Below are 22,891 nucleotides of genomic sequence, written 5' to 3' on the forward strand. Positions count from 1 at the left end.
TTCCCTGATGCGACCGCCGCCGAGTTGGCCTTGAAAGTTCCTTCGGCAATCTTCCGCTTGCGATCAAACCGGCTTCGGCCTAAGTCACCGGCGATCCCCGGAGACATCTATGGCAGGCACATCCCAACACGGCAAAGCGTTCATCCGTCCGAAGAAGAAGGCCCACCTTCTTGTCATCGAGGCGCGCTTTCACGACGACCTTGCCGACGCGTTGCTCGAAGGCGCGACAAAGGCCCTCGAGGAAGCGGGCGCGACATACGACGTCGTCACTGTTCCGGGCTCGCTCGAAATCCCGGCGGTGATTTCCTTCGCGCTCGACGGTGCCTCCGAAGGCGGGACGAACTATGACGGCTTCGTCGCCCTCGGCACGGTGGTCCGCGGCGACACCTATCATTTCGATATCGTCGCCAATGAATCCAGCCGTGCCCTGATGGACCTGTCCGTGCAGGATGCGGTCTGCATCGGCAACGGCATCCTGACCACCGAAAACGACGAACAGGCCTGGACACGGGCCAGGCGTTCGGAAGGCGACAAGGGCGGCTTTGCGGCGCGTGCGGCGCTGACCATGATCGCTCTAAAGGAACAGTTGGGAGAGCGAACGTGAGCGAACCCGCTTCGCCCGGCCAGCCTGCGCTTCGCCATGCCAACAAGCGCGGTGCTGCCCGTCTGGCCGCCGTGCAGGCGCTCTACCAGATGGACGTCGCCGGCAGCGGTGTGTTTGAGATCACCGCCGAATACGAGGCGTTCAGGCTCGGCAAGGAAGTCGACGGCGCGCTCTATCGCGAAGCCGATGCGCAATGGTTTCGTGCCATTCTTGCCGGCGTTGTCGAGCACCAGAAGACCATCGATCCAGTCATTCGACAGGCGCTGACCGAGGACTGGCCTCTGTCGAGGCTCGATTCCACGTTGCGCGCCATATTGCGCGCCGGCGTCTACGAGTTGATGCAGCGCGAGGACGTGCCGGTGGCGGTCATCGTCTCCGAATATGTCGACATCGCCAAGGCATTTTACGAGGAAGACGAGCCGAAACTGGTCAATGCGGTGCTTGATCGCGTGTCGCGCCGGGTGCGTGGCGAGGGCCGCGGCAAGGACGCCTCATGACTGCTATCGTCGCCGTTGGGGCGGGCAAGGAAGCGCGTCGCACCGCCTTCATCCTCGCAGCCTCGCAGGCGATCATCGGCTCGGCCGCACCCATCGCCATTTCCATGGGCGGATTGGCCGGGCAGTACCTGCTCGATGCTGACAAGTCGCTGGCAACCGCGCCGATCACCGGTTTCAATGTCGGCGTGGCGCTCGGTTCCCTGCCGGCCGCGGCGATCATCCGCCGGCTCGGCCAGCGCGACGGCTTCATGACCGGCACAGCGGTCACGGCGCTTGGCGGGCTGGTCGCCACGCTGGCGCTGTTTCATCCCAGCTTCTGGCTATTCGCTTTCGGCTTGGCCGTGATCGGCATCGGGGGCGCTTTCGTCCAGCAGTTCCGCTTTGCCGCCGCCGACAATGCGCCGCCTGAATTCAAGGCGCGCGCCATCTCCTTCGTGCTGGCCGGCGGCATCGTCACCGCCATCCTTGGACCGCAGATCGTCATCTTCACCGGCGATCTGTTCTCGCCGGTGAAGTTTGCCGGCTCGTTTGCGTCCATCCTGGTGCTGGCGGCGGTCGGCGCCGCCATTCTCTCTTTGTTGCGCATCCCGGCCAAGGCAACCGACAAGGTGGAAATTTCCGACAGCGACGCCCGGCCGCTCTCGGAAATTGTCACCAGGCCACGCTTCGTCGCGGCGTTGTTTTGCGCCATCGGCAGCTACGCACTGATGAGCTTCGTGATGACCGGCGCGCCGCTGGCCATGGTCGGCTGCGGCCTTTCGACCGACGACGCCACGCTCGGCATTTCCTGGCACGTCATGGCGATGTTCGCGCCGAGCTTCTTCACGGGGTCGCTGATCTATCGCTTCGGCGCTGAGCGGATCGTGGCCATCGGCCTGGTGCTGCTGATTGGCTGCGCCATAGTGGCGCTGTCAGGGTTGGCACTGTGGCAGTTCTGGACGGCGCTGATCCTGCTCGGCCTTGGCTGGAACTTCAGCTTCATCGGTGCCACCGCCATGGTGGCCGACAGCTACCAGTCATCCGAAAAAGGCAAGGTCCAGGGGTTCCACGATTTCGTCCTGTTCGGCTCCGTCGCCTTCGCCTCACTGATGTCGGGGGCGGTCTACAATGCCTGGGGCTGGGAGATGCTGAACTGGATGATTTTCCCGGTCGTCGCGCTGTGCTTCGTGGCACTGGGCGTGTTGAAGATGACGGGCCTGCGCGCGGCCAACTGACGTCACCCTGTCGGGACGTCGCGGCAGCGGATTCACTCACATCCGAACAAAATTATTGCGCCCATCCCCCCTCTTATGAAACCGTGTACCCCGACGGGGCATCGAAGCCATGCTCATATGCGGCAGCCGTATTCCGGTTCACAGCAAGGGATTTGTGAGATGTTTTCAATCAAGATTCTGGCCGGCGCTGTACTAGCGCTCGGAATTGCGTTGGCCTCGGCGAGTGCCCAGGTGGTGGTGTCGTCGAAGATCGACACCGAGGGCGGTGTGCTCGGCAATATCATCCAGCTGGTGCTGAACGCCAATAATATCCAGACCACCGACCGCATCCAACTCGGCGGCACGCCCGTGGTACGCAAGGCGATTACAGCCGGCGAGATAGACATCTATCCGGAATACACCGGCAACGCCGCCTTCTTCTTCGAGAAGGCCGACGATCCGGTGTGGAAAGACGCCGCCAAGGCCTACGAGACTGCCAAGAAGCTCGACTACGACGCCAACAAGATCGTCTGGCTGTCACCGTCACCGGCCAACAACACCTGGGCGATCGCCCTGCGCAAGGAGGTCGCCGATACCAATAAGCTCGTCACCCTTTCCGACTTCGGCAAATATGTCTCGGGCGGCGGCAAGGTGGTGCTGGCGGCCTCCGCCGAGTTCGTCAATTCGGCGGCCGCGCTGCCCGCTTTCCAGAAGACCTATGGCTTCACGCTGAAGCCGGACCAGTTGATCACGCTGTCGGGCGGCGACACGGCGGCCACCATTGCCGCTGCGGCCAACCAGACCAACGGCGCCAACGCCGCCATGGTCTACGGCACCGACGGCGGCATCGCGCCCTCCGGCCTCGTCGTGCTTGGGGACGACAAGGGTGTGCAGCCGGTCTACCAGCCGGCGCCGATCATCCGCGAGGCGGTGCTGAAGGAGCATCCCGAAATCGAGACGCTGCTGAAGCCGGTGTTCGCCAAGCTCGATCTCGTCACGTTGCAGGAGTTGAACGGCCGCGTGCAGGTCGGCGGCGAGCCGGTCAAGGGCGTCGCCGAGGACTTTTTGAAAAAGAACGGCTTCCTGAAGTAAGGCGATTCCGGCGCTCCGCTTTCGAGGTGCGCCGGATCGGCCGATGGGGGAGAGCGTGCGCATCCGGTTCGACAAGCTCGGCGTGGTCATCGCGGCGATATCAGCCTATGCGGCTTTTGCGGCACCATTCGCCACGTTCCGCGCCAATCGCATCGTACCCGGCGAGGCGCGCTCGATCCTCGAATCTTTGCCTGCGACCGTCGGTCCGCTGTTGATGGCGATTGTCGTCGCAGCAGCGCTCATTGCGCTGCTGAAAACGCCGCTTGTTCTGCGCCTCGCCGCCAGTGTGGTTGCGCTTGCGGCGCTGGCGCTGCTGATCGGCATCGCCGGCAGTTTCCTGACACCTGCCGGCAACACCTTCGCCCGTATCTCGCCGGCTTCGGGCTTTTGGCTGCTTATCTTCGCCTTCACGCTTCTGCTCGCCGACGTGCTTACGCGGCTGAACCTGTCGCCGCAGGCACGGATCGGCGTGCTTGTTGTCGCCGCCGCGGCGATCGGGCTGCTGCTCGTCTCGGGAAGCTGGAACAGCCTGTCGATCCTCAAGGAATATTTCAATCGCTCCGATAGTTTTTGGGCGGAAGGCTCCAAGCATGTGACGCTGGCGCTGGGTTCGCTGGCGGCAGCGGTGATTATCGGCCTGCCGCTCGGCATCCTCTGCCATCGCGTCGAGAAATTGCGGGCCGGCGTGCTCAACGTGCTGAACATCATCCAGACCATTCCTTCGATCGCGCTGTTCGGCCTCTTAATCGCACCGCTCGGCTGGGTAGCTTCGCATGTGCCGGGTGCTGCCGCGCTCGGGATCCGCGGCATCGGCACAGCGCCGGCTTTCGTCGCCCTGTTCCTCTATTCACTGCTGCCGGTAGTGGCCAACACCGTGGTCGGCCTTGCCGGTGTGACGCGTGCCGCCAACGACGCAGCGCGCGGCATGGGCATGACCGACCGCCAGCGGCTGTTCGGCGTCGAGTTTCCGCTGGCTTTCCCGGTGATCCTCACCGGCATCCGCATCGTGCTGGTGCAGAATATCGGCCTCGCCACAATTGCCGCGTTGATCGGCGGCGGCGGCTTTGGCGTGTTCGTATTCCAGGGGGTCGGCCAGACGGCGATGGACCTGGTGCTGCTCGGTGCTGTTCCGACGGTGGTGCTGGCCTTCGCCGCTGCCATCATCCTCGATGCAGTGATCGAAATGAGCGCCAGCAAGCGCAGGGTTGAAACGGCATGATCGAGATCGAAGGCATCACCAAGCGCTACGGCGAGACGACAGTCGTCGACGACGTGTCGATAGTAATCGAGCCGCGCAGCATCGCCGTCATCGTCGGCACCTCCGGCTCCGGCAAGACGACGCTGCTTCGCATGATAAACCGGCTGGTCGAGCCGACATCGGGCATGATCAAGCTCGACGGCGTCGACAACCGCTCGGTCCCGGATTATGAGCTGCGTCGCAGCATCGGCTATGCCATCCAGGGCCACGGCCTGTTTCCGCATCGCACGGTGGCGCAGAACATCGCCACTGTGCCGGTATTGCTCGGCTGGGGCGCCAACCGCATCAAGGCCCGCGTCGACGAGCTGATGACGCTATACCAGCTCGACCCGCAAGCCTACGGGCCACGCTATCCGCATGAGCTTTCCGGCGGCCAGCAGCAGCGCGTCGGCGTCGCCCGGGCGCTTGCCGCGGAACCCAACGTGCTGTTGATGGATGAGCCGTTCGGCGCGCTCGACCCGATCATCCGCAACAAGGCGCAGGAGGATCTGCTGGCGATCCAGAAACGCTTCGGCACCACCATCATCCTCGTCACCCATGACATGGAAGAGGCCGTTCACATGGGCGACAAGATCGCGGTGATGGATGGCGGCAAAGTAGCGCAATATGCCGCGCCGGCCGAGATACTGGCGAAACCGGCCAGCGCGTTTGTCGAGACCCTGGTTGGCGCCAGTGAAAGACCGTTCCGGCTGTTGTCGCTTGGCCGGGTGCGCGACGCGGTGGAAAAAGGCACGGCCGAAGGCGAGGCGATCCCCGGTGACGCCAGCCAACGCGACGCGTTGGCCGAACTCCTGTGGTCGGGCCGCCCGGCACTTCCGGTGAAAGATTCTGACGGCAAATCGCTTGGCCGCGTCACTGTGGACGGACTGGTTAAGCGTGCGGCGAGGCCGGCATGAAAGCCTGGCTTCCGTCGCTGCTCAGGCTGGCCTTGGTAGTAGTGCTTATTGCCTTCGTCACCAATCCCGGCTGGTTCGAACCGCTGCTGAAGCCGCTGACAGAGAACAACGCGCCGGTAATCTACAATCAGGGCAGCCTTTTGACGTTGACGCTGCTGCATCTGCGGACCGTGCTGATCGCGACGGTTGCCGCGACGATCGTTGCGGTCGCGCTCGCCATTCTGGTCACCAGGCCAGCCGGCGCCGAATTCCTGCCGCTGTCGCGCAGCCTGGTCAATATCGGCCAAACGTTTCCGCCGGTGGCGGTGCTGGCGCTTGCCGTGCCGGCCGTCGGCTTCGGCGAAAAGCCGACGCTGATTGCGCTGTTTCTCTACGGACTGCTGCCGATCTTTGAGAATGCGCTGACCGGCCTGACGACGCTGCCGGCCAACGTAGTCGAGGCGGCGCGTGGCGCCGGCATGACCGGCTGGCAAAGACTGGTCAAGGTCGAGCTGCCGCTCAGCGCGCCGATCATTCTCGGTGGTATCCGGCTGTCGGTGGTGATCAGCCTCGCCACCGCGACCATCGGCTCGACGGTAGCGGCGAGAACACTGGGCGAGGTGATCATCGCAGGCCTGCTGTCGAACAACCTCGCCTTCATCCTGCAGGGTGGCCTGATCGTCGCCGCCCTTGCCGTGCTGATCTATGACGGGCTGTCGGCGGTCGAGCGCTATACCGCCCGGCGCATGGGACGCGAGCCCGAGTAGCGTCTCGGGGCGAAGTTCGCTCTTTTTTCAGTGGCCGGTCGACCGCGTCGGATGATCGAGCGTCAGTTCCAGCGTTGTGCCCGTCTCGCCGGTGATCCAGCGGCGGCAGATGATGGCGAAATCGTGCTGTGTGTCGGCTCTAACCACAGAGACCAAGTCGCCCACCGCGCAATCACTGTCGAGATCGAGGGCTTCGACAGTCTCGGCAATGTCTTGCTTGCCGGCATAATGTCTCGCAACGGCTGTGAGCACGATGATCACTGGCCCACCCGTTGCGCGATCTTCGGGACTCGGCGATTGATGAGTGCGATGCCCCGATCTTTCAGCAGGAGTTCTTGCCATGACCGCGCGTTTCTCCAAGATCGTCATGTGTTTGTGTCTGGCGGCTTTCGCCTTCCTCGTCGCCTTCGGCAACATCACCGATTACGGCTCAAACTTCGCCTTTGTCCAGCATGTGCTGAGCATGGACACGACCTTTCCCGGCAATGCACTGATGTACCGCTCGATCACCAACCCGTCGCTGTGGACGGCTGGCTACTGGCTGATCATCATTGGCGAGGCGCTGACCTGCCTGCTTTACCTAATCGCCGTCTGGCAACTCTGGCAGGCGCGCAAAGCCAGCGGACAGGCATTCAACGATGCCAAGAAGTTCGTCATCATAGCCGCCACCACGGGTTTCCTTGTTTGGTACTTCGGCTTCATGGTCGTTGGCGGCGAGTGGTTTGCCATGTGGCAGTCTTCGACATGGAATGGTCAGGAGGCGGCGTTCAAATTCTATATGACAATGCTGGTGGTGCTGGTCTTCGTCGTCCAGCCGGACGGCGACCGGCGCAAAGCTTGACGGCCGTTCGCCGATTTCAATCGATCTAATCGGATGGCAGTGTCGACAGGCGCGCTGCCGTCCAGCCTTTTGGGCGAAACCCGGGATCTTTTGGACGAAAACCGGACAAAAACCGAACAATATCTTGACGTTCCGAGCCCTGTTTCGCATAAGCCGCTGCGAAGGGACGGATTCCAGTTGCGGAAAATTCGTCCCCTGTCTCAACGGCCCGGGGAGGGGTTCTTTTGGGCCACCAATCGAGGAAAATTCGGCAATGACCATACTTTCAGCTGTCATCGCCTGCGGTCTGCTTTCAGTCCTTTACGCCATCTGGGCGACACGTTCGGTCCTCGCGGCCGATCAGGGCAATGCACGCATGCAGGAAATTTCCGCGGCCATCCGCGAAGGCGCTCAGGCTTATCTGGCGCGCCAGTACACCACCATCGCCATCGTCGGCGTCGTGGTCCTGCTGCTCGCCTGGTGGCTGCTTTCGATCACCGCCGCCATCGGCTTCCTGATCGGCGCCGTTCTATCGGGCGCCGCTGGCTTCATCGGTATGCACGTCTCGGTGCGCGCCAATGTGCGCACCGCGCAGGCGGCTTCCAACAGCCTCGCTGCCGGCCTCGAGATCGCCTTCAAGTCGGGCGCCATCACTGGCATGCTGGTTGCTGGCCTGGCCCTGCTCGGCGTCTCGATCTACTACCTGATCCTGACCCAGTTCATGGGTCTGCAGCCCGACGATCGCGTCGTCATCGACTCGCTTGTTTCGCTCGGCTTCGGCGCCTCGCTGATCTCGATCTTCGCCCGTCTCGGCGGCGGCATCTTCACAAAAGGCGCCGACGTCGGCGGCGATCTTGTCGGCAAGGTTGAAGCCGGCATTCCCGAAGACGATCCACGCAATCCGGCCACCATCGCCGACAATGTCGGCGACAATGTCGGCGATTGCGCCGGCATGGCCGCCGACCTGTTCGAGACCTATGCGGTGACCGTCGTCGCCACCATGGTCCTCGCCGCCATCTTTTTCGGTGGCACCGCCGTGCTCGGCGCGGCCATGCTCTATCCGCTGGCCATCTGCGGCGCCTGCATTCTCACCTCGATCGTCGGCACCTTCTTCGTCAAGCTCGGTTCCAGCGGCTCGATCATGGGCGCGCTCTATAAGGGCCTGATCGTCACCGGCTTGCTGTCGATTGTCGGCCTTGCCGTCGCCACTTCGGCATGCATCGGCTGGGGTGAGATCGGCACCGTCGCCGGCATGGCCATTACTGGCACGAACCTGTTCATCTGCGGCCTGGTCGGCCTTGTGGTGACCGGCCTCATCGTGGTGATCACCGAATACTATACCGGCACCAGCAAGCGTCCGGTGAACTCCATCGCCCAGGCCTCGGTCACCGGTCACGGCACCAACGTCATCCAGGGCCTCGCGGTCTCGCTGGAAGCGACGGCGTTGCCGGCGATCGTCATCGTCGGCGGCATCATCTCGACATACCAGCTTGCCGGCCTCTACGGCACGGCGATCGCGGTGACGACGATGCTTGGCCTCGCCGGCATGATCGTCGCGCTCGATGCCTTCGGCCCGGTCACCGACAATGCCGGCGGCATTGCCGAAATGGCCGGCCTGCCCAAGGAGGTGCGCCAGTCAACCGACGCGCTCGACGCTGTCGGCAACACCACCAAGGCGGTAACCAAGGGCTACGCCATCGGCTCGGCCGGCCTCGGCGCGCTGGTGCTGTTCGCGGCCTACTCTAACGACCTGAAGTTCTTTGCCGCCAATGGCGACAAATACCCGTACTTCCAGGGCATGGGCGACGTCTCCTTCGACCTCTCCAATCCTTACGTCGTCGCCGGCCTGATCTTCGGTGGCCTGATCCCGTATCTGTTCGGCGGCATCGCCATGACCGCCGTCGGCCGCGCCGCGGGTGCTATCGTCCAGGAGGTGCGCAAGCAGTTCCGCGAGGATCCGGGCATCATGGCCGGCACCTCGAAGCCGAACTATGCGCGCGCCGTCGACCTTCTGACCAAGGCAGCGATCCGGGAGATGATCGTTCCGTCATTGCTGCCGGTGCTGGCGCCGCTGGTGGTCTATTTCGGCATCCTCCTGATCTCCGGTTCGAAGGCATCCGCCTTTGCCGCGCTCGGCGCCTCGCTGCTCGGCGTCATCGTCAACGGCCTGTTCGTTGCCATCTCGATGACCTCCGGCGGCGGCGCCTGGGACAACGCCAAGAAATCGTTCGAAGACGGTTTCGTCGACAAGGACGGCCTCAAGCACCTCAAGGGCTCCGAAGCGCACAAGGCTTCGGTGACCGGCGACACGGTCGGCGATCCCTACAAGGATACTGCCGGCCCAGCGGTCAACCCGGCGATCAAGATCACCAACATCGTCGCGCTGCTGTTGCTGGCCGTTCTCGCGCACGGCTAAGCTCGGTCGCTATGGCCTTAAGACAAAAACCCGCGGGATCGCTCCCGCGGGTTTTTCATTGCCTGAGATATGCCGCTTACAGGGAAGCGAAAGGAACGGAAGGAAGCCGACACCCTCGGGTGGATCAGGAGCCGCCGAGCGTGCTGCCGCCGCTGGCGCCGGGAACACCAGGCGCCAGCTTGCTGGCGCCACTGATGATCTGGCTGAGGAAGTTCTGGTCCTTGCCGCCGGTCGGCGTGGTGCGCGAGATGAAGTCGAACACCTTGCCGTCCTTCAAGCCGTAATTGGCGATCTGGGTGACGCGCCCGTCATCGCCAAAATAGACCGCCAGCACATGCTGGTCGACCAGCCGCGGCTTGTCGAAGGCGACATAGCGCTTGCGCGTCTGAGAAATGTAATAAAAGGCCTCGTTATCGAAGGTCGCCTTCGTCGAGGGAGTGCCGAGCGCCAGCAGCACCTGTTCGCGGCTTGAGCCGACCGGCACCAGGTCGATCGCCTGCTGGTCGATGACGTAGCCTTGCGTCAGCGTCTCGCTCGGATTGAGATCGCCGATCATCTTAGACGAATTGCAGGCGGAAAGCGCCGCAGCGATCACCAGCAGCGAAACCGCACCGCCGGGCCTGGGCAGGAAAGTCGACTTGAATTTCAGCGCGCGCAACTACAACTCCATAAGCTGGCCGCAACTTGCGCTGGGCCGCAAAACCGGTAAACCAGCTTGCTTGCCGATGCAACAAGGCCACTTCAACAAACGGTCCCGGGAGACCACCCTCAAATGTTCCAGCGCCTCTTTGGCCGCGAACGACATGCCAACCGCGCCATCACCGAGGCGCTTTACGCACAAATCGTGGCGGCGGCGCGGCAAACGGTGTTTTATTCCGCCTGGAACGTGCCGGACACGCCGCTCGGCCGCTTCGAGATGCTGTCGTTGCACATGTTCCTGTTCCAGCACCGGTTGCGCGGCGAGGGCGGTGCTGCGGCAGAGGTTGCGCAGGTGCTGATCGACGAGTTCTTCATGGATGTCGAACATTCGTTGCGTGAATTGGGCATTGGCGACGTCGGCGTGCCGAAGCGAATGCGGAAACTGGCGAAGATGTTCTATGGCCGTACCGCCGCCTATGATGATGCGCTGCAACGAAATGACCATGATGCACTCGCCGCCGCCCTTGCCCGCAATGTCAGGCCGGATGCCGGCGCCTGGCCGCAAGCGTCGCAACTGGCACTCTATGCCGCCGATGCATCAAGGCAACTCGCGGAACAGCCGACCGAATCGATCGTTTCCGGAACGGTGGCATTTCCCGTGGCCAACGCTTGAGCGACGGCAGGCCGATGAAGGTGGCGAAGTGGAGGCGAAGATGAAACACCCTGATACCCACAGCCCAGTGTCATTCCTGGCAAATGTCGCCCGGCTGCCGCAAAAGGGGCTGCCGGTGGTCATCGATGCCGACGCTGGGCAGCGCGCCCTGCTGGCCGTCGAGCACGAGCTGCTATCGGTCGAGAACTATCGCGCCGAACTCCTGGTCGAGCCCTGGAAGCGCAACGGGGTGAAAGTCAGCGGCCATGTCGAGGCCGATATAACGCAGGCCTGTATCGTCACCCTCGACCCGGTCGAGGCGCATATCGATGAGGCGGTCGAAGCGCTGTTCCTGCCGGAGCAATCCAAGCTCGGGCGGCAAGGTTTCGACGGCGGCGGTGAGATCCTGCTCGACGCCGAAGGCCCGGACAGCCCGGAAACCTTTTCCGGCGATGCGATCGACGTCGGGGCGCTTGCCGAGCAGTTCTTTGGCTTGGCGATCGATCCATATCCGCGCAAGCCGGGTGTATCGCTGGAGGCCGCCGGCGATGCCGAGCCTGTGGAGAATGAATTCCAGCAAAAGCTCAGATCACTGTTGGGAAAATCCTGATAGCTAACCCAATTTGAGAAAAGTTGGTTGTGCGGCAGCCCAAAACCGTTATTTTCGCCGAACCTTCGCGAGCCCCGCACCTTGGCAAGCCCGCTGGCCAAGCAACCGTGAGATGAACACCGCGTGATCAGGATTTCCATCGATGCCATGGGCGGCGATCACGGGCCAAGCGTGGTCATCCCGGCGCTCATGACTGTCGCCACCCGCCGTCCGGATATACGCTTCGTCATTTATGGGCGCGAAGAAGTGGTACGGCCCGAACTCGCGAAATTCCCCAAGCTAGCGGAAGTGAGCGAGTTCATCCACTGCGAGATCGCAGTGCGGATGGACGACAAGCCGAGCCAGGCGCTGCGCCATGGCCGCTGGAAGTCATCGATGTGGAAGGCCGTCGAGGCGGTCAAGGCAGGCACTGCCGACGCCTGCATCTCGGCCGGCAATACCGGCGCGCTGATGGCAATGTCCAGATTCTGCCTTCGCACCATGGCGACCATCGATCGCCCGGCAATCGCGGCGCTCTGGCCGACATTGCGCGGCGAGAGCGTGGTGCTGGACGTCGGCGCCACCATTGGCGCGGATGCGCATCAACTGGTTGATTTTGCCATTCTGGGCACCGGCATGGCGCGCTCGGTTTTCGGCATCGAACGGCCGAGCGTCGGCCTGCTCAATGTCGGCGTCGAGGAGATCAAGGGCCAGGAAGAGGTCAAGGAGGCGGGTCGTATGTTGCGCGAGGCCAACATGGCCTCGATGAACTACCACGGCTTTGTCGAGGGTGACGACATCGGCAAGGGCAGTGTCGACGTCGTCGTTACCGAAGGATTTGCCGGCAACATCGCGCTGAAGACGGCGGAAGGCACCGTCAGGCAGATCGCCGGCTATCTGCGCGCGGCGATGAACCGGACGCTGATGGCCAGGATCGGCTATATCTTCGCCAAGACCGCCTTCGATCGCCTGCGCGAGAAGATGGATGTCGGCCGCTCCAATGGCGGCGTCTTCCTCGGATTGAACGGCATCGTGGTGAAAAGCCATGGCGGGGCTGATTCGGATGGCTTCGCGGCGGCGATCGAGCTTGGCTACGACATGGTGCGCAACAATCTGCTTGACCGCATCGAAGCCGATCTCGACCTGTTCCATGCCCGCAATCCGAATGCCCAGACAATCCGGAAATCCGACGTCGTCATCGACGCAAAGGAATAGGAAAGAGCATTGATCAGATCAGTCGTGCGCGGCACGGGCGCCGCGCTGCCCCGCCGCATTATGAAGAATGCCGATTTCGAAGGCATGGTCGAGACGTCGGACGAGTGGATCGTCCAGCGCACCGGCATTCGCCAGCGCCACATTGCGGCCGACGACGAGACGACGGCCTCGCTGGGCGAGGCGGCAGCGCGCGCAGCCCTCGACAGCGCCGGCCTGACGGCTGACGACATCGACCTGATCGTGCTGGCGACCTCGACGCCCAACAACACCTTTCCCGCGACCGCGGTCGAGATCCAGAACCGGCTCGGCATGCACCACGGTTTTGCCTTCGACCTGCAGGCGGTCTGCTCCGGCTTCGTCTATGCAGTGACGACCGCCGACCTCTATATCCGCGGCGGCTTGGCCAGACGGGTACTGGTGATCGGCTCGGAAACATTTTCGCGTATTCTCGACTGGAACGACCGCTCGACCTGCGTTTTGTTCGGCGACGGCGCCGGCGCGATGGTGCTGGAAGCAGGCACGGGGGCAGGCGGCATCGCCGACCGAGGCGTTCTGGCGGCCAGCCTGCGCTCCGACGGCATCCACAAGGACAAGCTTTTTGTCGACGGTGGGCCGTCGACCACCGGAACGGTCGGGCACCTCAGGATGGAAGGCCGCGAAGTGTTCAAGCATGCGGTCGGCATGATCACCGACGTCATCGAGGCGACGTTCGCACAGGCCGGCATCGGCGCCGCCGATCTCGACTGGTTCGTGCCGCATCAAGCCAATAAACGAATTATTGACGCTTCGGCCAAAAAGCTCGGGATAGAGGAGCGGAAGGTGGTGGTGACCGTCGATTTGCACGGTAATACCTCGGCGGCTTCCGTGCCGCTGGCACTGTCCGCAGCCGTCGCCGACGGTCGCATCAAAAAGGGTGACCTGGTACTGCTCGAGGCGATGGGCGGCGGCTTCACCTGGGGTGCCGTCCTGCTCCGCTGGTAAGTGCCGAACTATCGGGTTCGGGTCCCTTGACCTTGACGGATCAATTACTTAGGTTCTGCCGTTGCTTGTATCGATTTATGTTTTTGAGCTGATGGGACGGTTCGTATGGGGGGAAAGACACTTACGCGCGCCGACCTCGCCGAAGCCGTTTACCGCAAGGTTGGGCTGTCGCGTACTGAATCGGCCGAGCTTGTCGAGGCGGTGCTGAATGAGATCTGCGAGGCGATCGTTCGCGGCGAGACGGTGAAGCTGTCGTCCTTCGCGACCTTCCACGTGCGCTCCAAAAACGAGCGCATCGGGCGCAATCCCAAGACCGGTGAGGAAGTGCCGATCCTGCCGCGCCGGGTGATGACCTTCAAGTCGTCGAACGTGCTGAAGAATCGTATCCTGCGCTCCCATCAAAACAGCAAAGCCAAGGGCAGCAAGTAGCCGCCCAATCCCCCTTTGCCAAGAATCATGCTCCAGGCTTCGGTTGAAAAGCGAACCCTGCTTTTGCGCCGGGCTTGAATATTGTTTCATAAACCGCTGAAATAAGATGCGATTCGGTACGCCGGATCGGTATTTGGGTGTGATCCGTTCCGGCGGGACGGAAAGCTGCTCTCCTTGTTAAGCGTGATGTCGCCCGAACCCGGTTCCCGCCTTTCGCGATCATGCTCTAGCGTGAGGATTCGCCCATGGACAAGAGCCCTGATGCTTTCCGCACCATCAGCGAGGTCGCGGAGGATCTGGATTTGCCGCAGCACGTGCTGCGCTTCTGGGAGACGCGTTTCAACCAGATCAAGCCGATGAAGCGCGGCGGCGGCCGCCGCTACTACCGTCCGCAGGACGTAGAACTGATCAAGGGTATTCGTCATATGCTCTACGACCAGGGCTATACGATCAAGGGCGTGCAGAAGCTGTTGCGCGAGAACGGCAACCAGTTTCTGATCGCCGTCGGCAGTGGCGACATGGCGGCGGTCGAGGCGATCTCGCAGCGCCGACAGGCCGACACGGTACCGCTGACGCAAGCGGCGCAGCCGCGCGGCCCGGACGACGAAATGCTGGTTGGCCAGCCGAGGGTGAAACCCAGCCGTCGTTTTTTCGGTATAGGCAAGACCGACGAGGAAGGTCCGGTTCCGCCGGACACGTCAAAACTTTCCCGTGACAATCGCGCATTGCTGCAGGAGGCGCTGTTCGACCTCCTGGAATGCAAGCGCCTGCTCGATCAGGTTCGCTAGAGCCCGCCGGGCTGACCGGAACGGTCTTCAGGGTCATGCGTTAGGCTTCCTTCTACAGATGAAGGAAGCACGTCATGGCATCGCTTTCGAGCATCTCCGACACCGATCTGGACAAACAGGTCGCGGCCCTGACCAGGGAACTGGCCACCTTGAAGAAAGCCGTGTTAAAGCGGGGCGGCGCCTTTTACGAAGACGGGCGCGATACCGCGTCGGATTATTATTCGGATATCACTGAGCGCCTCGGCGACGCCTTGCCGGCAATCAGAAGGCAAGGCCGGGCGATCGAGAAGACCGCCCGAGATCACCCGGCGACGGCGGCCGCTGTCGGGCTGGTTCTGGTCGGGCTCGTCGCCAGTCTGTTCCTCGGCGGCCGGCAGCAACAAGCACCGCGAGCGCGTTCAAGATCGGCACGTTGAGATAAGCAAATGGCGGTGGTCAGCGGACCGCCGCCATTTTTCGCCGACACGGAAAGCCCGGCAAGCGCGCCGCCCTTGATCAAGCACCAGAACGCCTGATTGCGGGTTGTTCGCCCGAGGGTGTTTTCAGTACTTCTTCGCGACAACCTTCTTGTGATGGTGGCGGTAGTGGTGGACGCGGTGATGGTAGTGATGGCGGTGATGCTTCTTGACGGTGGTGTGCATCGTCGTTGCATTCGCGCTGCTTGCGCCGATGATCGGCATCGAGAGGGCAAGTGCGATTGCAAGTCCAAGGGCGGAGAGAAGAGGCTTCTTCATGACATCGTTTCCTTTTTGCGCAGCCGGAATTTGAGCGTCACTGATTCAGGTCGGTGACTCGAGCGCTGCGGTTGGGACTATCGCCTTGGAGTTTTTCGGCAGTTTTTCCGGCCTGTAGAATTTTGTTTCCGAACTGTGTCTGCTGACGATCCGGCCAGATGTCGGCGCGCCGGCATCCGCCATTCATTCCGGCGTCGGTTCACGATGCCGTGACGCTATCTTTGATGCTTGGCAAATCACCGGCGAGCGGGCATTCTCCCGATCGTCTCAGGCAACAACATGATTTGATCTAACTCTTTCATCCCACGGAGTTGCCAATGCCCCAAATAGCAAAACGCGAACCTTACTCCGAACTCGCGGCGAGCGCGGTTACGCCTGAACGCAGTGCCGTCCGAACCGCCCGGGAAGCCCGTGGATACAGCATCGAAGAGCTGTCCCTGGCGTGCGGGCTGGCAGCCTATGAGATTGCCGACATTGAAAGCGGCAAGGATGCCGATCCCTCGAAACGTCGGCGTATTGCCTCCGCGCTTCAACTTCCGGAAAGCGCTCTGTTTGACGAAGTCGTGTTGTCTGCCAAAAGGCGATCCGTGTCGTAGCGGCGTGCCATGCTTTTATTCCACGAGCTCGCCATGGGTCGCCCTGGCGGGCTTCGTTTTTTCGGCCACGTAGTGGACTTGCCGGCCGTCACGGCGACGCCAGACGGAAATTGCTGGAGATGAGCCTCGAATCCGTTCGCGCCTTCTTCGCCGCACACGCGCCCGACATTGATGTCATCGTCACGGAGGCAAGCTCGGCGACGGTGCCTTTGGCCGCCGAAGCGCATGGCGTAGCGCCGGCGCAGATTGCCAAGACGATCTGCTTGCGCGCCGGCGACCAGACGATGCTGATCGTGGCCAGCGGGATCTCCAGGCTGGACAATCGCAAATTCAAGGATCGGTTTGGTGGCAAGGCGCGAATGCTGGACGCCGAGCAGGTGCTCGCCGCGACCGATCATCCCGTCGGTGGGGTGTGCCCGTTCGGCCTACCGGCGCCGCTCCCGGTCTACTGCGACATCTCGCTGCGCGCCTTTGACGAGGTCGTCCCGGCGGCAGGCGCGACGAATGCCGCCGTACGGCTCAGCCCGCAACGACTGGCCGAACTCGTCGACGCCGAGTGGGTGGATGTGTGCCAGTAGCCATTTATCCGGGTCGTGGGATCCGCTGAGCGTTACCGCTACTCGGTCTTCTGTGGCTCTTCTTTTTTGATCGTCTGAGCGTCCGTGACAGTCGACATATCGGCCTTCTCGACGCTTGCTGTCTTCGTCTGCGTGTCGACCGATGCCTGGACCTTGGAATGCGCGGGGCAATCCGCAGAGGCAGCTGATATGGACATGGTCAGTGCCGCGGCTATTGCGAGGAATGTCTTCATGATCATTCTCCTCTTTCGTTCGATGGGTAAAGTTAGCCCGTCTGGCACCGACCGCAAAATCACATTTGTTCACACGCGCTCCTGCGCACGCGGAAGCCGACGCTGGGCCAGCAATTCAAATGGTTGCGCGGATAGCCGCTTGCCGTATCAAAGCCCACTGGCTCCGGCCGGAGGATTTTTGGCGTTAAAGATCTCGCCGCTCAGAGCCAGTCTCAAATCTTCGGCGCTGAGCTGACCACTTTCAAATAAATCCATCACCCTGCGGCCGAGCAGTTCTCTGCCTGGATCTCCATCAGCGAGGCCTAGTTCACGGCATCGGGCATCGAGTGCCTTGGTCAACATGGTCAGATCGGCAGGACAGGCAACCCCTTGAAGCGACATTGCATCTCTCCCGGAAAGGGCGAAAGCGCGTGGCATCTTCGAAGCGTCCGCTCGCCCTTACAACTGCGGACGACGGCAATTCAACTACAGCCAACCTTTTTCGAACTCAACATTCAAACGTACCAAAACGCCGCGCGCTCCAATGGGAGGATCCTGCTACAATACGGTATGGCCGTCCGAATAGCGGTTGTCCTCGCGCTTCTTTTCGCCTTCGCCTACGGTTTCGCAAAACTCGCGGAACATTATCGCAGCGTTGGCGACAGGCCTTCTCCGTGTGAAGAATTGCCCTATCCTGATTGTCCTGACCAAAAAGCTCCTCCCCGGGAAGAAACTGAGCCTTGAGCGCGCGCCTGTTCAGGCCAGGCCAGCCGTCGGGATTAGTTCTTTCCAACCGACGGTTGGTGGACGCATTGCAGCTGATGCGCCTAGGGTTCACTTCGATCCGCGCGCACCGGGCATGCCCAACCCCCGAGTCACCCCTGCCTGATGCAAGGCGCCTGATCGAGTCCCGCCGTTCTGGCATGTGCGGCGGGACCTTTTCTTATTGAAGCTGGAATACGGGCTCACGATAAAGGTTGGCGTACGCAGCAAAGCTTACCTAGCCATTACCGCGCGGTTTCTCGGTGGGCTTCTGGCTAGACGCCAGCCTCCGTGCCTCGCGCACGAGTGATGCGTGATCGGTTTCCTCGATGAGATCACGCGCCTGCGTATGTTGCGCTGGCTGCAGTGCGGCTATGTCTGTACAGCCAGTTTGGGGGGAAAACTGGCTAAGCCTTTGGATTTTAATGGTCGGAGTGGCCGGATTCGAACCGACGACCCCTTGACCCCCAGTCAAGTGCGCTACCGGGCTGCGCTACACTCCGGACCGGTCGCGATGTATCGTGATAGACCGGGTCCGGTCAACCGAATTCGGTTGCTGTCCTGCCTGAAGCAACCGCGACGGGGATTGCCGGTCGCTGCGCCGCCCGCAGCTGCCACTGGTGGCGGTATTCGAGCGCGATGGCACCCCAGATCAAGCCAAGCAGCAGGTAGACATGGCGCCAGTGGTCGATGTCGATGAAGGTGCCGAGCCCGATATTGCCGATGAAGGCGACGTAGGCGCATAGAAGATAAGGCTGCCACGGCCGGTCGCGCAGCAGAATGCGGAAGCCGGCGGCGATCGTCCAGCACGTCAGCGTCAGGAACGACACGAAGCCGAGCCAGCCGTAATCCATCAGCATCTTCAGCCAGATGTCGTGCGTGTCCTCGCCGAACATCTTGCCGAAGACGAGCGGGCCGATGCCGAACGGATGCTCCAGTGCCACCTGAAAGCCGATCGTATAGCGGGCGAAGCGGCCGAGCCGGGCGGTGTCGTAGCTTTGTTCGAGCTGTGCGCGGTTCGAGAACATCTCGGCGACGCCTGGCAGTTGCAGGATGACGATCATTGCGATGACCAGCAGTCCGACGGCGGCGATGGTCATGACGACGACGCGCAGCCTGAACTTGCCGCTGGCGCTCTGCAGGAACAAGGCACCGGTCAGCAGGATCGCCGAAACGGCGAACATGCCCCAGGCGCCGCGCGAAAAGGAAAAGAAGATGCCGGCGGTGATTATCAGCAACGGCACCGCCAATCGCGGCATGCGTGCGACGGAGCCGGTAAGCAGCAGGTAGAGCAGGTAGATGCCGGGCAGCACCAGGAACGGACCGAACACGTTCGGGTCCTGGAAGGCGCCGGCGGCACGGTCGTATTTGGTGAAGATCTCCGCTCCTGGAAAGGCATGGAAATAGCCGGCTATGCCGACCAGCGAAGTCAGCACTGCCGACACCACATAGGCGACGAAGATCACCCGGTAGAGACTGGGCCGGACGGCCGTTACCGAAGCGAAAAAAACCGCGGTTAGGGCCAGGAACAGCGAGACGGCGAGATAGAGCGGCGTGCCGGCGAGGTCCGACATCTGCGTCATCGAGATCATACCGCCGATGTTCATGATAACCAGCAGCACCAGAAGTGGCACCGCCGCGCGCTGTATACGCATGCCGAACAAGGGCCACACCACGATCAGCCCGATCATATAGAGGTCGTATGGCGCCGGCTCGGCAATGACGAAACCGGACAGGAAGACGCCGAGGAAAACCGCCCCCGACGCAATCAGTGCGATGAGCTTGGCGTTGACCGCCGCCGCCGGCAATTCATAGGCCGTCGCGCTCAATATGCGTTTTCCGTGTTGAGCAGTCGGATCGGCGTCAGGAACAGGATTTTGAGGTCGAACAAGAGCGACCAGTTCTCGATATAATAGAGGTCGTATTCCGTCCGCATGCGAATCTTCTCGTTGGTGTCCATCTCGCCGCGCCAGCCATTGATCTGCGCCCAGCCGGTCACACCGGGTTTGACCTTGTGGCGGGCGAAATAGCCGTCGACCACTTCATTGTAGAGGAGGTTGTGCGACTGCGCCGCAATGGCGTGCGGGCGCGGCCCGACCAGCGACAGCGAACCGAACAGCGAATTGAAGAACTGCGGCAGTTCGTCGATCGAGGTCTTGCGGATGAAGCGGCCGACGCGGGTGACGCGCGGATCGTTCTTGGTCACGGTCTGTTTGGCCGTCGGGTCCGCCTTGTCGGTATACATCGAACGGAACTTGTAGACGTCGATGATCTCGTTGTTGAAGCCGTGCCGCTTCTGATGGAACAGCACCGGCCCCTTGCTGTCGAGTTTGATCGCGATTGCGGTCGCCAGCATCACCGGCGAGAACACGATGATGCCGATGATCGAAAAGACAATGTCGAAGGCGCGCTTGGCGACTGAATCCCAGTCGTTGATCGGCTTGTCGAAGATATCGAGCATCGGCACCGAGCCGATGTAGGAATAGGCGCGCGGCCTGAACTGCAGCGCGTTCGAATGCGCCGATAGCCGGATGTCGACCGGCAGCACCCACAGCTTCTTCAATAACTGCAGCACGCGCGATTCGGCGGTCAGCGGCAGCGATACGATCAGCATGTCGATGCGCGCGATGCGGGCAAATTCGATGAGTTCGGAAATTGTACCGAGCTTGGGATAACCGGCGACAACCGGCGGCGACCGCTTGTCGCCGCGGTCGTCGAAAATGCCGCAGATGCGGATGTCGTTGTAGGGCTGCCTTTCGACCGAGCGGATCAATACCTCCGCCGCCTTGCCGCCGCCGACGATGACGGCGCGGCGCTCCATCCGCCCGTCGCGCGCCCAGCGCCGGATCAGCTTCGACATCACCAGTCGGAGACCCAGGATCAGCACGAAACCGACGACGAACCATGTGCCGAAGAGCAGGCGCGAATAGTCTTCCGACATTTTCATGGTGAAGGCGGTGAGCGCCATCAAGGCGAATGTTCCGGCCCAGACCAGCAGGAGACGGCCGAAATTGGCGATCGGCCGCATCAGCGCGACGATCTGGTAGCGGTCGGTGACGTCGAACAGAACGACCGCGAGGAACGAGGTGGCGGCGATCGTCAGTGGGTATTGCCAGGCAAGATAGTTGAAAAAGCCGACATAATAGAAATAGACGACAAGACCTGAGACCAACAGCAGCGCGAATTCCACCATGCGCAGGACGCCGCTCACCATGATCGGCGACATCGTATCGCGCCGGTATTGCGAGGCGACCTGGCGGGCAACATCGTTCATGCCGCCGGCCGTATTGTTTTCGGCAGGGGCGTCGAATTTGCGCACCGCGTCTAGCGAAAAACGGCGCGCTGGGTCGATTTCGTTCATGGGGCGTCCGCAGGTTTCCCTCAGGTGAATAGCAAAAGAGAGCTAAGAAACCCTTGAAACAACAGATGGCTTTGGAGACGCTTTCACCAGGAGCAGCCCGGTGGAAACCCGTTGCTCTATTTTTTGAGCGCGGCGAAATAGGCCTTTTCGATTTCGGCGGCCATTACATCGGCGCCGAAGCGTGCCTTGAGGTCGGCGAGGCCGGGCATCAGGCCTTTGTAGGTGTCGAGATCGGCCAATGCGGCGCTTATCTTGTCGCCAAGTTCGCGCGCGTCGGGCCGGATCAGGACAGGTGAGCCGGTGTCGAAGATTTCCGGTATGCCGCCGACCGCCGTCGCGATGATCGGCTTGCCGGCGGCGAGCGCTTCCAGAACTATATAGGGCATGGCTTCCGCGCGCGAGGGAACGACGACCAGTTCGGCCAGCCTGAAGGCGAGCCTGGCCGGCATCGGCGCCAGGAAGCTGACCTCGAGGCCGAGCTGATTCACCTGGGCGCGATAGCGCGCCAGGTCGTCGCCGTCGCCGACCATCAGCGCTTTCAATGGGCGGCCGAGCCGTGTCGCGGCTAGCCCCAGCGCATCGATGAAGATGTCCGGGCCCTTGAGATCGCGCATCATGCCGATATAGAGGAGGTCAACCGCATTGTGCTCGGTCCGCACCGGCTCGAACTCGGCGGCGCGCAGGCCGTTGTGGACGAGAGCGTTCGGAATGGGCGGCTCGCCGACCTTCCTGCGATAGGTCCGCCGCTCATAATCGGAAACAAACAGCAGGCAATCGGTGAAGCGAGCCATGAAGCGCTCGAGCGCGAAGAACAGCTTCCCCATGGCGGTGGTCTCGTCATAGTGAAGCGAGCCGCCATGCGGCGAATAAAGGCGGGCTACGCGAGACCTGGATACCCGCAACAATGAGCCGAACAGACGGGCATAGGCGCCACCTTTGGCGCCATGCCCGTGCAGCACGTCCGGCCGCAATTCTTTTATGATCCTATAGGTGCGCCGGGCCGAGGCGAGATCGCCTGGCCCGACATGCCGCTGCATCGGGGTGCGGTGAATGCCGAGCGCCAGGCTGCCTTTCATCTGTTCGAACAGCCGTTCCTCGAAATCGCCGCCCGTCGTCGAATCGCAGACGATGCCGACGGCATGGCCGGCCTCGACCTGAGCCTCGGTCAGGTCGCGCACATGCCGGAAGATGCCTCCGACCGGTGAGCGAAAGCAGTGGACGATCCTGAGTGTGTCCGCCACTTTGTCAGCACATCAAAACAGGCGTTCGCGAACATAGACTGTATCGCCGGGCAGTAGCGGGTCGGAGGTCACCACGCGTCCGGTTATCACCTTGCCGTTGATGTCGCGGGTAATGTCGACGCTTTCCTGGTTGGCGCGTGGCGTGAACCCGCCGGCGATGGCGACGGCTTTCTGCACGGTCAGGCCTGGAACGTAGGAATACTGCCCCGCCGCACCCACTTCACCCATGACGAAGATCGGCCGGTAGCGATCGATTTCGACCGAAACATCGGGATCCCGCAAATAACCCTGGCGCAGTTTCTCGGCGATCTCGCTTTCAAGCTGTTGGGCGGTGTGGCCGCGCGCCGGCACGTTGCCGACGAGCGGCAGCGAGAGATAGCCGGACTGGTCGACGCTGTAGGTATTGGTCAGTCCTTCCTGCTCGAACACGGTTACGCGGACGCGGTCGCCGGCGCCGAGGCGATAGGGCTGGTCGAGAACTTCATGGAATGCGGCCGGCGTCGGCCGGTAGCTGGAGCAGCCCGAAAGCATCGATACGGCAAGCAGCGCGCGGAAAAGGGGAGCAGTGCTTTTCATGAGCGGACACGTACCT

At 62.1% G+C, this 22,891-nt stretch carries 27 protein-coding genes and 1 tRNA gene; 18 read left to right on the forward strand and 10 right to left on the reverse strand.

What is annotated here, in order from left to right:
- The first annotated feature begins 109 nt into the window (after positions 1 to 109).
- From ribH to NKI24_RS15210, 7 genes are all read left to right on the forward strand, one after another.
- Complete coding sequence (ribH, locus tag NKI24_RS15180) at positions 110 to 604, forward strand: 6,7-dimethyl-8-ribityllumazine synthase (protein WP_352449305.1); 495 nt, start codon at positions 110 to 112, stop codon at positions 602 to 604.
- Complete coding sequence (gene nusB / locus NKI24_RS15185) at positions 601 to 1,101, forward strand: transcription antitermination factor NusB (RefSeq protein ID WP_352746338.1); 501 nt, start codon at positions 601 to 603, stop codon at positions 1,099 to 1,101. The genes ribH and nusB overlap by 4 nt, the downstream gene beginning before the upstream one ends.
- Positions 1,098 to 2,315, forward strand: a complete 1,218-nt coding sequence (locus NKI24_RS15190) for an MFS transporter (RefSeq protein ID WP_352449307.1) — start codon at positions 1,098 to 1,100, stop codon at positions 2,313 to 2,315. Before nusB ends, NKI24_RS15190 begins: the two co-directional genes overlap by 4 nt.
- A 159-nt stretch (positions 2,316 to 2,474) precedes the next feature.
- Complete coding sequence (osmF, locus tag NKI24_RS15195; protein WP_352449308.1) at positions 2,475 to 3,386, forward strand: glycine betaine ABC transporter substrate-binding protein OsmF; 912 nt, start codon at positions 2,475 to 2,477, stop codon at positions 3,384 to 3,386.
- Between the two features lie 43 nt (positions 3,387 to 3,429).
- Positions 3,430 to 4,605, forward strand: coding sequence for an ABC transporter permease (locus tag NKI24_RS15200; protein ID WP_352746341.1), 1,176 nt, complete (start codon positions 3,430 to 3,432; stop codon positions 4,603 to 4,605).
- On the forward strand, positions 4,602 to 5,540 hold the full coding sequence (locus NKI24_RS15205) for an ABC transporter ATP-binding protein (protein ID WP_352746344.1): 939 nt from the start codon (positions 4,602 to 4,604) through the stop codon (positions 5,538 to 5,540). Before NKI24_RS15200 ends, NKI24_RS15205 begins: the two co-directional genes overlap by 4 nt.
- Positions 5,537 to 6,286 carry an ABC transporter permease gene (locus NKI24_RS15210; RefSeq protein WP_352746346.1) on the forward strand — a complete coding sequence of 250 codons (750 nt, stop codon included), beginning with the start codon at positions 5,537 to 5,539 and terminating at the stop codon, positions 6,284 to 6,286. The genes NKI24_RS15205 and NKI24_RS15210 overlap by 4 nt, the downstream gene beginning before the upstream one ends.
- Before the next feature lie 27 nt (positions 6,287 to 6,313).
- Here NKI24_RS15210 and NKI24_RS15215 read toward each other — a convergent pair whose 3' ends face one another.
- The gene (locus NKI24_RS15215) at positions 6,314 to 6,547 is read right to left on the reverse strand and encodes a hypothetical protein (protein ID WP_352746349.1); all 234 of its coding nucleotides are present in this window, start codon (positions 6,545 to 6,547) and stop codon (positions 6,314 to 6,316) included.
- Positions 6,548 to 6,626: 79 nt separating this feature from the next.
- Here NKI24_RS15215 and NKI24_RS15220 point away from each other — a divergent pair, with 79 nt between their 5' ends.
- Both NKI24_RS15220 and NKI24_RS15225 read left to right on the forward strand, forming a co-directional pair.
- A complete protein-coding gene (locus NKI24_RS15220; protein WP_352746351.1) occupies positions 6,627 to 7,127 on the forward strand; it encodes a DUF2165 family protein in 501 nt (166 codons plus the stop codon).
- A gap of 253 nt (positions 7,128 to 7,380) precedes the next feature.
- The gene (locus NKI24_RS15225; protein ID WP_352746354.1) at positions 7,381 to 9,522 is read left to right on the forward strand and encodes a sodium-translocating pyrophosphatase; all 2,142 of its coding nucleotides are present in this window, start codon (positions 7,381 to 7,383) and stop codon (positions 9,520 to 9,522) included.
- A 124-nt stretch (positions 9,523 to 9,646) separates the two neighbouring features.
- On the opposite strand, the gene NKI24_RS15230 is transcribed toward NKI24_RS15225, so the two are convergent.
- A complete protein-coding gene (locus tag NKI24_RS15230; RefSeq protein ID WP_352449315.1) occupies positions 9,647 to 10,180 on the reverse strand; it encodes an outer membrane protein assembly factor BamE in 534 nt (177 codons plus the stop codon).
- A 114-nt stretch (positions 10,181 to 10,294) separates the two neighbouring features.
- Here NKI24_RS15230 and NKI24_RS15235 point away from each other — a divergent pair, with 114 nt between their 5' ends.
- The 7 genes from NKI24_RS15235 (at position 10,295) to NKI24_RS15265 (ending at position 15,231) form a co-directional block, all read left to right on the forward strand.
- Positions 10,295 to 10,834 (forward strand): ubiquinol-cytochrome C chaperone family protein, encoded by a 540-nt coding sequence (locus NKI24_RS15235; protein WP_023674506.1) that lies wholly within the window; start codon positions 10,295 to 10,297, stop codon positions 10,832 to 10,834.
- A gap of 40 nt (positions 10,835 to 10,874) precedes the next feature.
- Positions 10,875 to 11,423: a YceD family protein gene (locus NKI24_RS15240; protein ID WP_352681620.1), complete on the forward strand. Its 549-nt coding sequence runs from the start codon at positions 10,875 to 10,877 to the stop codon at positions 11,421 to 11,423.
- A 123-nt stretch (positions 11,424 to 11,546) separates the two neighbouring features.
- Positions 11,547 to 12,617 (forward strand): phosphate acyltransferase PlsX, encoded by a 1,071-nt coding sequence (gene plsX, locus NKI24_RS15245; RefSeq protein WP_352449317.1) that lies wholly within the window; start codon positions 11,547 to 11,549, stop codon positions 12,615 to 12,617.
- A gap of 9 nt (positions 12,618 to 12,626) precedes the next feature.
- The gene (locus tag NKI24_RS15250) at positions 12,627 to 13,598 is read left to right on the forward strand and encodes a beta-ketoacyl-ACP synthase III (RefSeq protein WP_023674509.1); all 972 of its coding nucleotides are present in this window, start codon (positions 12,627 to 12,629) and stop codon (positions 13,596 to 13,598) included.
- Positions 13,599 to 13,703: 105 nt separating this feature from the next.
- Positions 13,704 to 14,027 carry an integration host factor subunit alpha gene (locus NKI24_RS15255; protein WP_023717292.1) on the forward strand — a complete coding sequence of 108 codons (324 nt, stop codon included), beginning with the start codon at positions 13,704 to 13,706 and terminating at the stop codon, positions 14,025 to 14,027.
- 245 nt (positions 14,028 to 14,272) lie between these two features.
- Positions 14,273 to 14,815 (forward strand): MerR family transcriptional regulator, encoded by a 543-nt coding sequence (locus tag NKI24_RS15260; protein WP_023674511.1) that lies wholly within the window; start codon positions 14,273 to 14,275, stop codon positions 14,813 to 14,815.
- 74 nt (positions 14,816 to 14,889) lie between these two features.
- Entirely contained in the window at positions 14,890 to 15,231 is a 342-nt protein-coding gene (locus tag NKI24_RS15265; protein WP_023674512.1) for a hypothetical protein, read from the forward strand.
- A gap of 126 nt (positions 15,232 to 15,357) precedes the next feature.
- Here NKI24_RS15265 and NKI24_RS15270 read toward each other — a convergent pair whose 3' ends face one another.
- A complete protein-coding gene (locus NKI24_RS15270) occupies positions 15,358 to 15,549 on the reverse strand; it encodes a hypothetical protein (protein ID WP_023674514.1) in 192 nt (63 codons plus the stop codon).
- Positions 15,550 to 15,866: 317 nt separating this feature from the next.
- Between NKI24_RS15270 and NKI24_RS15275 the strand changes: the two genes are divergently transcribed.
- Together NKI24_RS15275 and NKI24_RS15280 are read left to right on the forward strand one after the other, a co-directional pair.
- Positions 15,867 to 16,145 (forward strand): helix-turn-helix domain-containing protein, encoded by a 279-nt coding sequence (locus NKI24_RS15275; protein WP_352449318.1) that lies wholly within the window; start codon positions 15,867 to 15,869, stop codon positions 16,143 to 16,145.
- A 119-nt stretch (positions 16,146 to 16,264) separates the two neighbouring features.
- Positions 16,265 to 16,723, forward strand: a complete 459-nt coding sequence (locus NKI24_RS15280) for a YbaK/EbsC family protein (RefSeq protein WP_352449319.1) — start codon at positions 16,265 to 16,267, stop codon at positions 16,721 to 16,723.
- A gap of 38 nt (positions 16,724 to 16,761) precedes the next feature.
- Here the strand turns inward: NKI24_RS15280 and NKI24_RS15285 are convergent, their stop codons facing one another.
- From NKI24_RS15285 to NKI24_RS15315, 7 genes are all read right to left on the reverse strand, one after another.
- Positions 16,762 to 16,956, reverse strand: a complete 195-nt coding sequence (locus NKI24_RS15285; RefSeq protein ID WP_023674517.1) for a hypothetical protein — start codon at positions 16,954 to 16,956, stop codon at positions 16,762 to 16,764.
- 147 nt (positions 16,957 to 17,103) lie between these two features.
- Positions 17,104 to 17,337 (reverse strand): hypothetical protein, encoded by a 234-nt coding sequence (locus NKI24_RS15290; protein WP_352449320.1) that lies wholly within the window; start codon positions 17,335 to 17,337, stop codon positions 17,104 to 17,106.
- Between the two features lie 786 nt (positions 17,338 to 18,123).
- A tRNA-Pro gene (locus tag NKI24_RS15295) sits at positions 18,124 to 18,200 on the reverse strand.
- Positions 18,201 to 18,236: 36 nt separating this feature from the next.
- Positions 18,237 to 19,526 carry an O-antigen ligase family protein gene (locus NKI24_RS15300; protein ID WP_352746359.1) on the reverse strand — a complete coding sequence of 430 codons (1,290 nt, stop codon included), beginning with the start codon at positions 19,524 to 19,526 and terminating at the stop codon, positions 18,237 to 18,239.
- Positions 19,523 to 21,058 carry an undecaprenyl-phosphate glucose phosphotransferase gene (locus NKI24_RS15305; RefSeq protein ID WP_352746361.1) on the reverse strand — a complete coding sequence of 512 codons (1,536 nt, stop codon included), beginning with the start codon at positions 21,056 to 21,058 and terminating at the stop codon, positions 19,523 to 19,525. Before NKI24_RS15305 ends, NKI24_RS15300 begins: the two co-directional genes overlap by 4 nt.
- A gap of 116 nt (positions 21,059 to 21,174) precedes the next feature.
- Complete coding sequence (locus NKI24_RS15310; protein WP_352746363.1) at positions 21,175 to 22,299, reverse strand: glycosyltransferase family 4 protein; 1,125 nt, start codon at positions 22,297 to 22,299, stop codon at positions 21,175 to 21,177.
- A 12-nt stretch (positions 22,300 to 22,311) separates the two neighbouring features.
- Entirely contained in the window at positions 22,312 to 22,875 is a 564-nt protein-coding gene (locus NKI24_RS15315; protein ID WP_023674625.1) for a polysaccharide biosynthesis/export family protein, read from the reverse strand.
- Positions 22,876 to 22,891 lie beyond the last annotated feature (16 nt).

The organism is Mesorhizobium sp. M0701, assembly GCF_040320365.1.
Classification (GTDB): domain Bacteria; phylum Pseudomonadota; class Alphaproteobacteria; order Rhizobiales; family Rhizobiaceae; genus Mesorhizobium.

Bases quoted from the DNA above. Each gene is read 5' to 3' on its own strand.
- NKI24_RS15190 (WP_352449307.1), top strand. From the start codon at position 1,098: ATGACTGCTATCGTCGCCGTTGGGGCGGGCAAGGAAGCGCGTCGCACC.
- NKI24_RS15265 (WP_023674512.1), top strand. From the start codon at position 14,890: ATGGCATCGCTTTCGAGCATCTCCGACACCGATCTGGACAAACAGGTC.
- NKI24_RS15235 (WP_023674506.1), top strand. From the start codon at position 10,295: ATGTTCCAGCGCCTCTTTGGCCGCGAACGACATGCCAACCGCGCCATC.
- NKI24_RS15220 (WP_352746351.1), top strand. From the start codon at position 6,627: ATGACCGCGCGTTTCTCCAAGATCGTCATGTGTTTGTGTCTGGCGGCT.
- NKI24_RS15275 (WP_352449318.1), top strand. From the start codon at position 15,867: ATGCCCCAAATAGCAAAACGCGAACCTTACTCCGAACTCGCGGCGAGC.
- NKI24_RS15315 (WP_023674625.1), bottom strand. From the start codon at position 22,875: ATGAAAAGCACTGCTCCCCTTTTCCGCGCGCTGCTTGCCGTATCGATG.
- NKI24_RS15270 (WP_023674514.1), bottom strand. From the start codon at position 15,549: ATGAAGAAGCCTCTTCTCTCCGCCCTTGGACTTGCAATCGCACTTGCC.
- NKI24_RS15290 (WP_352449320.1), bottom strand. From the start codon at position 17,337: ATGTCGCTTCAAGGGGTTGCCTGTCCTGCCGATCTGACCATGTTGACC.
- NKI24_RS15210 (WP_352746346.1), top strand. From the start codon at position 5,537: ATGAAAGCCTGGCTTCCGTCGCTGCTCAGGCTGGCCTTGGTAGTAGTG.
- ribH (WP_352449305.1), top strand. From the start codon at position 110: ATGGCAGGCACATCCCAACACGGCAAAGCGTTCATCCGTCCGAAGAAG.
- osmF (WP_352449308.1), top strand. From the start codon at position 2,475: ATGTTTTCAATCAAGATTCTGGCCGGCGCTGTACTAGCGCTCGGAATT.
- NKI24_RS15205 (WP_352746344.1), top strand. From the start codon at position 4,602: ATGATCGAGATCGAAGGCATCACCAAGCGCTACGGCGAGACGACAGTC.
- NKI24_RS15255 (WP_023717292.1), top strand. From the start codon at position 13,704: ATGGGGGGAAAGACACTTACGCGCGCCGACCTCGCCGAAGCCGTTTAC.
- NKI24_RS15240 (WP_352681620.1), top strand. From the start codon at position 10,875: ATGAAACACCCTGATACCCACAGCCCAGTGTCATTCCTGGCAAATGTC.
- NKI24_RS15260 (WP_023674511.1), top strand. From the start codon at position 14,273: ATGGACAAGAGCCCTGATGCTTTCCGCACCATCAGCGAGGTCGCGGAG.
- NKI24_RS15200 (WP_352746341.1), top strand. From the start codon at position 3,430: ATGGGGGAGAGCGTGCGCATCCGGTTCGACAAGCTCGGCGTGGTCATC.
- NKI24_RS15305 (WP_352746361.1), bottom strand. From the start codon at position 21,058: ATGAACGAAATCGACCCAGCGCGCCGTTTTTCGCTAGACGCGGTGCGC.
- NKI24_RS15280 (WP_352449319.1), top strand. From the start codon at position 16,265: ATGAGCCTCGAATCCGTTCGCGCCTTCTTCGCCGCACACGCGCCCGAC.
- NKI24_RS15225 (WP_352746354.1), top strand. From the start codon at position 7,381: ATGACCATACTTTCAGCTGTCATCGCCTGCGGTCTGCTTTCAGTCCTT.
- NKI24_RS15285 (WP_023674517.1), bottom strand. From the start codon at position 16,956: ATGAAGACATTCCTCGCAATAGCCGCGGCACTGACCATGTCCATATCA.